Source organism: Martelella sp. FLE1502 (genome assembly GCF_053484255.1).
In genome coordinates this window covers 26,156-38,697 of the sequence record NZ_JBAKFQ010000001.1, presented here as the reverse complement: position 1 = coordinate 38,697, position 12,542 = coordinate 26,156, and the positions used below count along the sequence as shown (strand labels likewise).

Here is a 12,542-nt window from a genome sequence, read left to right as displayed (position 1 = left end):
GAGGAGACGCTAGAAACTGCCGCCGAAATTATCGGAGCCGATGGCGATGTCGCCGAGTGTGCGCAGCGTCAGGCGCGCGCCGATCGTCCAGTCGACGCCTTGCGCATTGTCGGTATCCCAGCTCTCCTGATAGGTGATCGAGAATAGGGTGCAGATGTCCTCATAGGTCAACCCCACCCAGCGGCGCGTCAGGACATTGTTGCTGAGGTCGTAGGTCAACGAGCCCGAGACGCCCCAATTGTCGTTGAACCGGAAGGTGCTGGTGGATTTAATCTCGCTGTTGCGCTCGTCATAGGCGTAGCCGGGCTGGGCCATGACATTGGTGTAGTCGAGCGCGGTGTCGAAGCGGGCCGAGGTATAGGTGATGCCTGCATCGGTGCGCTGCAGCGAAAAATCGGTCTCGTCGAAACGGGCGGACGCGTTGAGGCCGACGCCGAAGGGGAACGATATCTGGGCGGCGCCGACATAATCGGAGCGTTCGGTTTCAAGCCCGGATTCCAGACCGACGCCGACGAGATCGGGGGATGCGAACGAGTTCGCGCCGGCAAGCTGGAAGGACTGGCCGAACAGGCCGTCGACCATGATTCCGTTGTCGTAGACGCCGCGATAGCGCAGCCCGATATTGGCGCGGGTGCCGCCCTCGACGCGGTCGTAGCCGGAGAACTTGTCGCGATCGAACAGCGTGGTGGCATCGAACACGAAGCTCTGGCTATCCTCGTTGGGAAGGCCGCCGGCATGCTGCTCGTCAGGGCGGACGAAGATCTGCCCGATCGGCTCGACGATATGCGAACTGAATCCATTGGTGATCAGCATCGGGTATTTGACTTCGAGGCCCGCCGTCAGCATGGCGCGGGCGGCGGCATCCTGATCGACGAAATTGCCGGCATAGTTGTAGGTGCCCGGCGCGATCTGGTTCGGATCATCGACATTGAGCAGGTAGCCGTCGGCGCGCGCGGCCAGGATCGGCGTAAGCTGCAGACCCTGGGGCGAGGTGAAGGTCTTCTTCCACTCGACCTCGCTGGTCAGCCGCGTGCTGTTGCCCTGAAGGCCCAGGAAGCGGTCGTTGACCGTGGTCTCAACAACATCGTTCTTCTGCCGGACGATATTGGTGAGATTGTTGGTCACGGAAAGCTCGCCGCCGGCGAACGGGCGCGGGGCGATATAATCGTAATCGATCACCGGCAGCACGATCGCCTGTTCGTCCTCGGCGGCATTCTGGCTGTTGGCGTCCTGAACGTCGAAATAATTGCCCTTGATAGAGAGCGAACTACGCTTGCCGAGCCCTTCCAGGTAAACCTGGTTGTTGAAGATGCGGTCGTCATGACCGTCGATCGAATAGGTCCGGGCGAAATTGGTGTCGCTCTGCACCATGACATCCCAGCCGAAAACCCAGCGCGGGTTGATCTGGAATTCGCCGGTGGAGGCGATCATGCCGCGCAGGTCATTGTCGGCATCGCTGGTGCCGGCGGGGAAGCGGCTGCTGCCCAGCTGGTCGATGCCGGCCATGCGCAGCGTATGCTGGCCGTTGCGGTAGCGCTTGCGATATTCCGCCTCCAGCAGAAAGCCCTGCTGGGTGTAGCCTGTCCCGGTGAAGGTGACGTCCGCGCTAGGGCCGAGCGGAATGTAATAGGGCACGGAAATGCCGAAACCGAGGTTTTCCTCAACGGTCGCAGAAGGAAACAGAAAACCGCGCTTGCGCTTCACGCTGGCGTCGGGAACGGTCACGGTCGGCAGGATCGCGATGGTGTGGCCCAGAAGCTGGAACCGGGGATGCTCCAGCCGCACCGTCTTCTCGACGCCGTTCTGGATGACACGCTGCGCCCTGATCTGCCAGAAGGGCGGCTTTTCCGGATTTTCCGCGCAGGGAATGCAGGCGGTGTAGACGCCGTTTTCCAGCACCATGACATCATTGTCGATTCGCTCGGCGCGCTCGCCGGCGATCGCGATATCTTCCGGGGTGCGCACGCTGATGGCTTCGAGAAAGCCGTTGGCGAAGTCGTCGGTGACGTCGAGCTTTTCGGCGCGCAGTCGATTGCCGTCGGGGTCGACGACCTCGATGCCGCCGAAGGCCATCAGCTTGCCCGCCTTCTGGTCATATTCGACCTTGTTGGCCACCATGCGGTAGCCGGCATAGTAAATCTGCACACCGCCAAGCGCGTAGACCTGCTGGGTGTCGTGGTTATAGACCAGTTCATTGGCGCTGAGCAGCATCGGGCCCTGGTCGTCGGCGGGCGGCTCGGGAAGCATGCTTTCCTGCGCCGCCGCCATGGAATGCAGCCCCGCTCCGGGCGGGGTCAATGCGGTGGCAAGGACCAGGAGCCCGGCAAGGCGATATGCGCTTAGTTTACGCCGGGCCACTAACCATCCTCCTGATGCAGCAATATCGTCAAACCCAATGCCATCGCCACGACAACCGGAATCCAGGCTGCCAGAAGCGGGGACAGGATTCCGCTGCTGCCGAACGCCTTTACAAGAACACTCGTCACATAAAGCAGAAACCCGGACAGGATGCCACCCAAAATAACAGTGGGCGACTGCGCGAAGCGCGAAAACTTGAGGCAGACCGTGGCGGCGATCAAAGTCATGGCGACCAGCAATAATGGAAGCGAAAGCAAGTAGTTATACTGGGTTTCCAAGGCGCTGGTCGAAGTTCCGAACTGGCGCGCCAGGGTAATTTGCCGCGGCAAGGCGAAGAAGCTTACGAGATCGGGCTGGACGAGGTGCTGCTGGACGAAATCCTCCTCCAGATTGGTCTTCACCTGAACCTCGTCCATATGTGTGGATAATTCGCCCGCCTCGGTCTGGGTCACGTCATGCAGCGTCCACAAACCGTCGCTCAGCACGGCGCGCGTCGCATCCTGGCGCTTGGCGATTCCCCCTTGATCGTCAAAATAGATGACGACGGCATCGAGCAGTTCGGTCCCGTTCTCGGCGATGCCGCGGCCGCCGATGATCGTGTCCTGCCCGTCGGTGATCTGCCTGAGCCAGGGTACGACCTGATCCTGCTTGCCGCCGACGGCCTCCAGGCCGAGGGCGCGTTTCTGGCTCCATGAGGCCAGCGGGTTGAGCGCCAGCACGCTTGCCGCGCCGAGCAGGGCTGCGCCGACCACGAACGGCATGATGAACTGCCACACCGAGATTCCCGCAGCGCGGGCGACCACGAGTTCGTGGCGGCGGTTGAGCGCGATCAGCGCCACCATCGCCGAAAACAGCGCGATGAAAGGTATCGTCTGCTGCAGGATATAGGGCAGGCGCAGCGCGGTGATCAGCAGGGCGTCGCCCAGGTTCTGCCCGGCCTCCTCGGAAATATTGCCGACCACCTCGCTGAAATCGATCAGGTAGATGATCGACACCACGCCGAACAGGAACCATAAGACGGTGATGACGTAGCGGACGAAGAAGTACCGGCCGAGAACGGAGAGGATCATGCCGCACCTCCGCCGTCGGCCTTGCGCGGCAGACGGAACAGCGCGGCCATCATCCGGCCGAGCGGTCCGGTCTTGCGCCGCGCCCGACGCGGCCTCAGCAGAAGATAGAGCCCGACGGCCAGAGAGATGAAGATGATCGCATAGCAGACATAGACGAAGAACGGGTCGTTTTCCGCCTGATTGGAGCTGAAGTGGGAGAGTAGCCTGAGCAGCAGTGTCAGCCCGAAGGCGCTTGCCATCGGCGGCACCCGCCGCTCGCGGTGGGACCGGGCATCGCCGACGATGACGATGGTGAACACGGCATAGATGAAGGGCAGCGTCCAGTCGGTCAGTCGCCGGGTGAGCTCGGCGCGATAGGAGCCGGGATTGCCGAGATAATCGGGATCGTCCTGCGGCGGGTTGAGCAGATAGGCGAGGCCCCGGTCGGTCGCGCGCCGGCGGGTCTGGCTCTTGTCGCTGGTCAGTTCGGAAAGGTCGAAACTGTAGGAATCGAACTGAACGATGGAGACGTCGCCGTCCTGGTTTTCCCGCTGCACCTGGCCGTCGCGCATGATGAGCTGGCTGCCGCTTTCATCAACCGCGCCTTCCTTGGCGTAATAGATGTAGGAGTTTTCCGGCTCGCGGTAATCGGCGACGAAAAGCCCCTTCAGCACCCGGCCGGACATGCGCTCGGAAATCTGGATGTAAAGCCCGTCCTCGATCTCGCGGAAGGTCTTTTCCTCGATCACGGAGGACAGAAGATCGGCATAGACGGAAGCGATCACGCTGCGGGCCTCGGCGCGCGAGCGCGGCTCGATATAATTGTCGAGCACGAAGGAAAAGGCGCAGAGCACGACGGCGAACGCCAGAATCGGCCGGTAGATGATCGAGCGCCCGGCGCCGGCGCCGTCGATGACTGCAAGCTCCGAATCATTGTTCATCGACGTCAGCGTCTGCGCCGTGCCGAGCACGATGCCGAAGGGCAGGACGGTCGGAATCACGGTCGGGAGAATCAGCGTCGCCAGCGTCAGGAACGAGACGATCGACTGGCCGCTGTCGGTCACCAGATTGATGCGCCCGAGCACTTGCGTCAGCCACAGCACCGCCAGCACCGGCAACAATGTCGCCAGGAACATGCGCACAACCCGCGCCAATATGTAGCGTTCCAGTATCTTCATGCCGTTAGGTGTCGTGCGTTACGGAACGGACCGGCGTCAGGTCGTTTCGCGAAGCGGGCTGACGTGCTCCTTTCTTGTGAAAATGTAAAGACTTCCGGTGAAAATCACCACCGATGCAAGCCATCCGAGTATGATATCCGAAAGATAATGACCGCCATAGGCCAGCCGCATCGCGGGCGAGGCCAGCGAAAGCGCGATCAGCGGCGGCATCAGCAGGATCCGGAAGCGCTCCGGGACGAGGAAGATGGCATAGCAGAACAGCCAGCCGGCGCCGGCCGCCTCGCCGGAAACGAAGGAGCAGTTCGACTGGCATGCGCCGGAAAAATCACCGGCCGGCACGAAGGTCAGATCGCCGCCGAAAAGATCGGTGTTGCGCGGCCTCGGCCGGTGGGAAATTTCCTTCAGCACGCTGTTGACCAGAAGGCCGGGGCCGACGATCAGGGCGACGAGCCCGGCCAGCAGCCTGTTCGCAAGCGGCTTGTCGTAGGTGGCGCCGTGATGCGACCATGCAACGATCAGGCGATAGATGAGGGTCAGGCCGAGAATGATCGGCAGGTAGAAAATCACCTCGCGCAGCAGGCCGAGCACGGCGTCGGCTGAAATCGGAAAGCTGCCGCATATTTTGCCGTCCGGCGCGCTGGTGCTGCAGGTCGTCTGATGAAAGAACGCCCGGGAGGCCGCGAGGTCGATGCCGGGAAAGAGATAGAAAACGAGAAGCAGCAAACACCACAGCGCCAAAAGCAGAATGAATGCGGCCTTGAGCGGTCGCATCGTGCCAAAGCGCCCCGGCAGTTTCTCAAGCCATTGGTGGTGTTGCTGCAATGCGGCGTTTTCCGGTTTCGTTGGCGGCGCGGCGCACACACCGTTTCCATTTTCGTCGTTTTAAGTGTTATGAGAACCGGGTCAACCATTCTTGGCCGGTTGCGTTAACAAGGGGTGGATTTCTTTTTCACCCTATCCTGTCAATTCCGTGACACCAGAACCCGGAGCATGAAATGAAGTTCTCGATCTCCTTTGTCGACAAGGCCGAAAGCGCCGGAAACACCGCGATTGTCCTGGCGAGCGCCGGTCACGTTCCGGCGGGCCTTCAGGCGGTCGGCATGGGCGAGACGCTTTACGAGAAGGCCTCGGCCACCGCCGGCTTCAAGGCGAAATTGTGTTCGACGCTCGATCTGCTGGCGCCGGCCGAAAGCGACGCGGCGCGGATCGTGCTGATCGGGCTTGGCGAGCGCGACTCGCTTTCGGCCAATGCCTGGCTCAGGGCGGGCGGCAAGGCTGCCGCTGCTGCCGGCAAGGCTGCGAAACTGGTGATCTATCCGGACAGCGCCGCAACCGCGTCCGAGCTTGCGGACTTCGCGCTCGGGATGATTCTCGGCGGCTATTCCTTCGACCGGTTCAAGACGACGGGCAAGGACGATGAGGCGGATGAGAGCGGACGCGAGATCCCGGTCGAGATCGTCACCGGCGATGTCACCGCCGCCAATGCCGCCTTTGCCGACCGGCAGGCGGTGGGCGAGGGCGTGGTGCTGGCGCGCGAACTGGTGAACCTGCCCGCCAATATTCTCGGCCCGCGCGAATTCGCCGACAAGGCCGAGGCGCTCATGGCGCTTGGCGCCAAGGTCGAGATTCTCGATCGCGACAAGATGGACGAACTCGGCATGGGCGCGCTGCTCGGCGTCGCCCAGGGCTCCGTGCGTCCGCCCTATCTCGCCGTGATCCAGTGGAATGGCGGCGGCAATGACGAGCGCCCGATCGCTTTTGTCGGCAAGGGCGTGGTGTTCGATACCGGCGGCATCTCAATCAAGCCCGCGGCCTCGATGGAGGACATGAAGGGCGATATGGGCGGCGCGGCCGCTGTGATCGGCCTGATGCATACGCTCGCCGCGCGCAAGGCGAAGGTCAATGTCGTCGGCATTCTCGGCCTCGTCGAGAACATGCCGGATGGCAATGCCCAGCGGCCCGGCGATATCGTGACCTCGATGTCCGGACAAACGATCGAGGTGATCAACACTGACGCCGAGGGCCGGCTGGTTCTCGCCGATGCGCTCTGGTACTGCAAGGAACGCTTCAAGCCGCGCTTCATGATCGATCTCGCGACGCTGACCGGGGCCGTCATGGTCGCGCTCGGCTCGCACCGCGCCGGCCTGTTTTCCAATGATGACGGCCTTTCGCAGGAGCTTGCCGACGCCGCCGAGCGCACCCAGGAAAACCTGTGGCGCCTGCCGCTCGGCGACGAGTACGACAAGATGATCGACAGCCGCTTCGCCGATATGCGCAATACCGGCGGCTCGCGCTATGCCGGTTCGATCACCGCCGCGCAGTTTCTCAAGCGCTTCGTGGGCGAAACGCCCTGGGCGCATCTCGATATAGCGGGCACCGCCATGGGCGCGCCGAAGAGCGAGATCAATGGCGGCTGGGCGTCCGGTTTCGGCGTCAGGCTTCTGGATGAACTGGTGCGCGCCCATTACGAGGCGCGTGACTGAGGGCAGGGGCGTTCATGGCGGAGATCCTGTTCTATCATCTGACGGAATCGCTGCGCGATGCGGCTCTGCCGCCGCTTGTCGAAAAAAGCCTGGAGCGCGGCTGGCGTGTTGCGATCCAGGCAACGAGCGAGGCGGAGCGCGACCGGCTGGACGAGGTGCTGTGGACCTTCCGCGCCGGCAGCTTCATCCCGCACGGGCGGGATGACGAGCCGCACGCGGAACGCCAGCCCGTGCTGCTCACGACCGCGGACACCAATCCCGGCAAGGCCGATATCCGATTCTTCGTGGAGGGTGCTCCGGTCTCGGGTGTGGAGGATTATCAACGCGTCGTGGTGATGTTTGACGGCCATGATGTGGATGAGCTGAATGCGGCGCGGGCGGAGTGGAAACGTCTGAAGCAGAGCGAGCACAGCCTCACCTATTGGCAGCAGGGCGAAGGCGGACGCTGGCAGAAGAAGGCGTGAGGGCTGCGGCGGTGAGCCTCAGTTCGTCTCCAGCGCCTCGGGCTTGGCGATCAGGCTTTCATCCTCATTTTCCTTCAGGAATTCAGCGAAGTAGCGCTTCAGCTTCGGAATCTTGATGAGCTCGTCGAACGAGTATTTATGGGCGTCGCGGACCAGCGTCGACGGGTTGAAATAGGCCTCTGCGTTTTCCGGCGTCAACACGAAGGGTGGCTTGCCCTCGCGGCCGAGAATATAGCTCATGATCAGCGCCCCGGTGCGGTGATTGCCCTCGATATAGAGCTGGGGGCGGCTGAGCACGCGGACATAGACGCCGGCCGCGCGCTTGCGCACCGGCTTGCCCTTATGGCGCTCGTACCAGTCCACGAGGCCGCCGATATCGCCCAGTTCACGATCGTAGAAATGGGCCTCCGTCCGCTCGATATGATTGCGGAATTCCGCGCGCGCCTCTCTTGAGGAGCCGCACAGGACCCGGTGGTTGAGTTCCAGGAGATGGTGAAACTGCCCGATCCTGAGGATGTCGGTGTTGTCGCGCAGCAACTGGTCGACATAGCTGTAGCCCTCCATCATGTGCTCGACGATGCTGTCGGACATGCCGTCGCGCTGCATCGTCAGGCGCGCATTGATAAGGGCGAACTGCCGCTGGGTTTCGCGCAGCCTTTCTTCGATCTTCTCAAGGTCGAGTACGTGCTTGAACATCTTGGTTTCCGCTCAACCCCAAATTGGGTTCGAGTTTGGCAGCGTAGCGAAGCGAGCGCTGAAGGCGACGGCTTCGTCCCGGATATCAAAAGGGCGGCATCCCGAAAGAGCCGCCCGAAATGCGTCGATTGCGACCGTATTGCCGATCAGCTGAACTCGCCGGAGAGATATTCCTTGGTGAGCTGCTGCTTCGGGTTTTCGAAGATCTGCTTGGTTGCACCGACCTCAACGAGGAAGCCGGTGCGGCCCCCCTGCGACATGTCGACCGAGAAGAAGGCGGTCTTGTCGGCAACGCGGATCGCCTGCTGCATGTTGTGGGTCACGATCGCGACGGTGTAGTCGTTCTTCAGCTCAAGCATCAGCTCTTCGATCTGACGCGTGGCGATCGGGTCCAGCGCCGAGCAGGGCTCGTCCATCAGAAGCACGGTCGGCTCGGTGGCGATCGCGCGGGCGATGCACAGACGCTGCTGCTGGCCGCCGGAAAGCGACAGACCATTCTGCTTCAGCTTGTCCTTGACCTCGTTCCAGAGCGCCGCGCGGCGCAGAGCCTTTTCAACGCGGCCGTTGATATCGCCCTTGAAGCCGTTGAGACGCAGGCCGAAGGCGACGTTTTCGAAGATGCTCATCGAGAACGGGTTGGGCTGCTGGAACACCATGCCGATATGGCGGCGCACGACGACCGGATCGACATTCTTGCCGTAGACATCCTGTCCGAGAAAGTGGACATGACCCTCGAGCCGGAAGGAGGGGATCAGGTCGTTCATGCGGTTCAGCGAGCGCAGCACGGTCGACTTGCCGCAGCCCGACGGGCCGATGAAGCCGGTGATCTTGCCCTTTTCGATATCAACATCGGAATCGCGCACGGCAAGGAAGTCGCCGTAGAAGATCTTCTCGATCCGCGCGCCGATCGCGACTTCGGGGCTGACATCGGCGGCTGGGGCGGTGTTCATTTCCAGTGTGGCAGACATATCGTTACGACCTTTTTCCTATACGCGGCGCGTGCCGAAGGAGCGGCTGAGGATGTTGAAGACAAGCACGATGAGCACAAGCACAAGCGATGCGGTCCATGCGAGTTCAATCTGGTTTTCATAAGGCATTGCCGAGAAATTGTAGATCAAGATCGACAATGACGCAGTGGGCTCCGTGAAGCTTCCGATCCAATAATTCGAAAACAGCGCTGTAAACAGCAGCGGGGCCGATTCTCCGGACGCGCCCGCAACCGCCAGCATGACACCGGTCATAACACCCGGAAGCGCCGTCGGCAAAACAATTCTGGTGGCAACCTGTGTGGCATTACAGCCCATGCCATAGGCTGCGTCCTTCATGCGCTGCGGCACCATCCGGAAGGCCTGCTCCGAGGTCAGCAGGATGGTCGGCAGCATCAGGATCGCCAGCGAAAGCCCGCCGGCGACCGCCGAATAGGTCTTCATCACGATGACCAGCCAGGCGTAGACGAAAACGCCCGAGAGGATCGACGGAAAGCCGGTCAGCACCTTGCCCACGAACCGGACGGTTGCGGAGAAGCGGCTGTTGGGATTGATCAGGCCGGTATAGACGCCGCCGAGAACGCCGATCGGGATTGAGATCACCGATGCGATCGCAACCATCACGAGCGTGCCGACGATCGCATTGCCGATGCCGCCGCCCTGTTCAAAGGGGGCGGGCGGCAGTTCGGTGAGCACGGCCGTGCTGATGCGCGCGCCGCCGCGGCTGATCAGCATGTAGAGCACCGAGATCAGCGGAATGGCCGCGATGCCGGCAAGGATCCAGAGGATGACGGTCTGGATGAAGTTCATCATCGTGCGCCGCTCGGCAAAGGAGAAGCTCAGATTGGGATCGCCGAGGGCAATCACCTCGGGATTCATCGTTGTCTGATCGGTCGTCGTGGTCATGTTCGGTTTCCCTGTGGCCTTACGTTACGGTCTGGCGCGAGGTGTAGCTCATGATGATCGTGCCGATGATGTTGACGGCCATGGTGATCACCAGCAGGGCGACGGCGGCATACATCAGCGGGCCGATCTGGTTCGCGCCGGCTTCCGGGAAGGTGGAGGCCAGAAGCGAGGCCAGCGTCGTTGCCGGCGAAAACAGCGACAGCGAAACCTGCTGCGAGTTGCCGATCAGCATGGCGAGCGCCATGGTCTCGCCGAGCGCGCGGCCGAAACCGAGAACGAGCGAGGCGAAAATGCCGCCGGAGGCGGTCGGGATGATGACCTTGCGGATCGCTTCCCACTTGGTGGTGCCCATGCCGTAGGCCGCTTCCTGGATCTTCATCGGGATCGCCTTGAAGGCGTCCTGTGAGATCGCCGCGACGGTCGGCAGGATCATGATTGACAGCACGATCATGGCCGGGAACATGCCGGGGCCGGCAAGCTTGGTGGAAAAGAACGGAATGAAAGGCACCGTATCATGCAGCCAGTTGGCGATCGGCCGGATTGCCGGGATCAGCACATAAATGCCCCAGAGGCCGAAGACGACCGAGGGGATGGCGGCCAGCATTTCAACGATCAGGCGGAAGACCCAGGCCAGGCGGGCATTGAGAAAGCCCTGGGTCAGAAAGATCGCGACCGCGATGCCAAGGCCGCCGCCGAAGATCAGCGCGAGCAGCGACGAGTAGAGCGTGCCCCAGATTTCCGCGAGAATGCCGTATTCATTGGTATTGGGGTTCCACTCGACGGTGGTCAGGAAGCTCAACCCGTATTGGCGCATGGCGGGCGCTGCCTGGCCGCCGATCTTCCAGAAAATATAGGCCAGCAGGACGACGATCAGCAGGCCTGCCAGGAATGTCAAAAAGCGGAAGGATTTGTCGTAACCGTACTCGAAAGCGGTCGGCGGGCGCGAAACGCTGCCATCGCTTGGCGGGGCGGATTTCGATGTATGGGCCATCAACGGGCTCCTGCTGGCGGCGATCGGGTGGCCGCGATCTGACAAATAACGAGCGTCACAATTCTTGCGCGGTGCTGCAATCGGACGAAAGCCGGGGCGCAAACACGTTACGCCCCGGCGAAAGCTTGATCAGGCCGAAATCAGCCGCCGATTTCTTCCATCGACTTCTTGTTGATTTCGATGATGTTTTCCGGCAGCGGGATGTAGCCCAGCTTGTCGGCCATGGTCTGGCCGGTGGTCAGGCCGTAGTTGATCATTTCCTTCAGAGCCGCAACGGTGTCGGCGTCCTGGCCGTCCTTGTAGAACAGCATCCAGGTGAAGGTGGCGATCGGGTAGGCCTGCTCGCCCTTCGGGTCGGTGATGAAGGCGACGTTGTTTTCGTCGAGTTCGGCCGAAGCGAGCGCGGCGCTACCGGCTTCCGGACCAGCCTTCACGAAGTTGCCGGCCTGGTTTTCCAGCATGGCATAAGGCGTGTTGGTCTGCTGGGCGTAGCCATACTCGATATAGCCGATGGCGCCGGGGGTCTGCTTGACCGTGGCGGTGATGCCCTGGTTGCCCGGAGCGGCGACGAAGTTCGAAGCCTTCGGCCACGGAACGGTCTTGCCGCCGCCGACCGTGCTTTCGAAATCAGAAGAGATTGCCGAAAGATGGTTGGTGAAGTTGAAGTTGGTGCCCGAGGAATCGGAGCGAACGACAACGGTGATGTCTTCGTCGGGAAGCTCGACGCCTTCATTGGCGGCCACGATCGCTTCGTCGTTCCACTTGGTGATCTCGCCGAGGAAGATCTTCGGGTAGACGTCGCGCGGCAGCTTCAGTTCGGAAACGCCTTCGAGATTATAGGCGAGAACAACTTCACCGGCCGTCATCGGCAGGAGAACAACGCCGCCGTCGATCTTGGCGATTTCTTCGTCATTCATGGCAGCGTCGGAGGCTGCGAAGTCGACAACGCGGTTGGTGAAGTCTTCGATACCGCCGCCGGAGCCCTTGGCCTGGTAGTTGACTTCAATGCCGGTCTTCTGGCCAAAATCCTTAAACCAGGCCGAATAGAGCGGGAAGGGGAAGGAGGCGCCCGAGCCGGTCAGCGACGTGTCGGCGGCGTGAGCGAAAGTGCCGGAGACGGCCATGGCGACGGCAACGGCAGCAACCTTAGCGCCCTTGGAAAAATTTCCGATTTTCATCAGATAGCCCTTTTGAGGTTTGGTTGAAAACGGGAGTGCTATAACAATGAAAGTCTCGCAAGCATATATTGTTGTAAAAATTTCATAATTCCCGAAATTTACCGGTGCGCTGTTATTTAATATTCAAATAACTGTCATAAAACTGTCATAAAAGGGCGAGGCACGAATTTATTCTGTGTTTGCCTCTCACCTGGACTGTGCTTGACGCTTGGCGGCATGGCCGGCTTGGGCAAAATCTGGCAAGGCCGGGGTG

Annotated in this window: 11 protein-coding genes; 2 read left to right on the top strand and 9 right to left on the bottom strand. The window is 61.4% G+C overall.

What is annotated here, in order from left to right; genetic code table 11:
* Nucleotides 1-9: 9 nt before the first annotated feature.
* The 4 genes from V6767_RS00145 to V6767_RS00130 form a co-directional block, all read right to left on the bottom strand.
* Nucleotides 10-2,247 (bottom strand): LPS-assembly protein LptD, encoded by a 2,238-nt coding sequence (locus tag V6767_RS00145; protein ID WP_448471846.1) that lies wholly within the window; start codon nucleotides 2,245-2,247, stop codon nucleotides 10-12.
* 110 nt (nucleotides 2,248-2,357) lie between these two features.
* Entirely contained in the window at nucleotides 2,358-3,428 is a 1,071-nt protein-coding gene (gene lptG, locus V6767_RS00140; protein WP_448471569.1) for an LPS export ABC transporter permease LptG, read from the bottom strand.
* Nucleotides 3,425-4,585: an LptF/LptG family permease gene (locus V6767_RS00135; RefSeq protein ID WP_448471568.1), complete on the bottom strand. Its 1,161-nt coding sequence runs from the start codon at nucleotides 4,583-4,585 to the stop codon at nucleotides 3,425-3,427. Before V6767_RS00135 ends, lptG begins: the two co-directional genes overlap by 4 nt.
* A 36-nt stretch (nucleotides 4,586-4,621) precedes the next feature.
* Nucleotides 4,622-5,407 carry a phosphatase PAP2 family protein gene (locus tag V6767_RS00130; RefSeq protein WP_448471567.1) on the bottom strand — a complete coding sequence of 262 codons (786 nt, stop codon included), beginning with the start codon at nucleotides 5,405-5,407 and terminating at the stop codon, nucleotides 4,622-4,624.
* A 173-nt stretch (nucleotides 5,408-5,580) separates the two neighbouring features.
* On the opposite strand from V6767_RS00130, the gene V6767_RS00125 reads away from it, so the two are divergent.
* Complete coding sequence (locus V6767_RS00125) at nucleotides 5,581-7,068, top strand: leucyl aminopeptidase (protein ID WP_448471566.1); 1,488 nt, start codon at nucleotides 5,581-5,583, stop codon at nucleotides 7,066-7,068.
* Nucleotides 7,069-7,082: 14 nt separating this feature from the next.
* Complete coding sequence (locus tag V6767_RS00120; RefSeq protein WP_448471565.1) at nucleotides 7,083-7,532, top strand: DNA polymerase III subunit chi; 450 nt, start codon at nucleotides 7,083-7,085, stop codon at nucleotides 7,530-7,532.
* Nucleotides 7,533-7,550: 18 nt separating this feature from the next.
* On the opposite strand, the gene V6767_RS00115 is transcribed toward V6767_RS00120, so the two are convergent.
* From V6767_RS00115 to pstS, 5 genes are all read right to left on the bottom strand, one after another.
* Nucleotides 7,551-8,228, bottom strand: coding sequence for a hypothetical protein (locus V6767_RS00115; protein ID WP_448429327.1), 678 nt, complete (start codon nucleotides 8,226-8,228; stop codon nucleotides 7,551-7,553).
* 146 nt (nucleotides 8,229-8,374) lie between these two features.
* Nucleotides 8,375-9,196 (bottom strand): phosphate ABC transporter ATP-binding protein PstB, encoded by an 822-nt coding sequence (gene pstB / locus V6767_RS00110; RefSeq protein ID WP_448471564.1) that lies wholly within the window; start codon nucleotides 9,194-9,196, stop codon nucleotides 8,375-8,377.
* 18 nt (nucleotides 9,197-9,214) lie between these two features.
* On the bottom strand, nucleotides 9,215-10,120 hold the full coding sequence (pstA, locus tag V6767_RS00105) for a phosphate ABC transporter permease PstA (protein ID WP_448471563.1): 906 nt from the start codon (nucleotides 10,118-10,120) through the stop codon (nucleotides 9,215-9,217).
* A gap of 19 nt (nucleotides 10,121-10,139) precedes the next feature.
* Nucleotides 10,140-11,111 (bottom strand): phosphate ABC transporter permease subunit PstC, encoded by a 972-nt coding sequence (pstC, locus tag V6767_RS00100; protein WP_448471562.1) that lies wholly within the window; start codon nucleotides 11,109-11,111, stop codon nucleotides 10,140-10,142.
* A 140-nt stretch (nucleotides 11,112-11,251) separates the two neighbouring features.
* Complete coding sequence (pstS, locus tag V6767_RS00095) at nucleotides 11,252-12,289, bottom strand: phosphate ABC transporter substrate-binding protein PstS (RefSeq protein WP_448471561.1); 1,038 nt, start codon at nucleotides 12,287-12,289, stop codon at nucleotides 11,252-11,254.
* Between the last annotated feature and the right edge of the window lie 253 nt (nucleotides 12,290-12,542).

Coding starts and splice junctions, on each gene's coding strand:
- pstS (WP_448471561.1), bottom strand. CDS start 12,289: ATGAAAATCGGAAATTTTTCCAAGGGCGCTAAGGTTGCTGCCGTTGCC.
- V6767_RS00145 (WP_448471846.1), bottom strand. CDS start 2,247: ATGCTTCCCGAGCCGCCCGCCGACGACCAGGGCCCGATGCTGCTCAGC.
- pstA (WP_448471563.1), bottom strand. CDS start 10,120: ATGACCACGACGACCGATCAGACAACGATGAATCCCGAGGTGATTGCC.
- pstB (WP_448471564.1), bottom strand. CDS start 9,196: ATGTCTGCCACACTGGAAATGAACACCGCCCCAGCCGCCGATGTCAGC.
- V6767_RS00115 (WP_448429327.1), bottom strand. CDS start 8,228: ATGTTCAAGCACGTACTCGACCTTGAGAAGATCGAAGAAAGGCTGCGC.
- V6767_RS00120 (WP_448471565.1), top strand. CDS start 7,083: ATGGCGGAGATCCTGTTCTATCATCTGACGGAATCGCTGCGCGATGCG.
- V6767_RS00125 (WP_448471566.1), top strand. CDS start 5,581: ATGAAGTTCTCGATCTCCTTTGTCGACAAGGCCGAAAGCGCCGGAAAC.
- pstC (WP_448471562.1), bottom strand. CDS start 11,111: ATGGCCCATACATCGAAATCCGCCCCGCCAAGCGATGGCAGCGTTTCG.
- lptG (WP_448471569.1), bottom strand. CDS start 3,428: ATGATCCTCTCCGTTCTCGGCCGGTACTTCTTCGTCCGCTACGTCATC.
- V6767_RS00135 (WP_448471568.1), bottom strand. CDS start 4,585: ATGAAGATACTGGAACGCTACATATTGGCGCGGGTTGTGCGCATGTTC.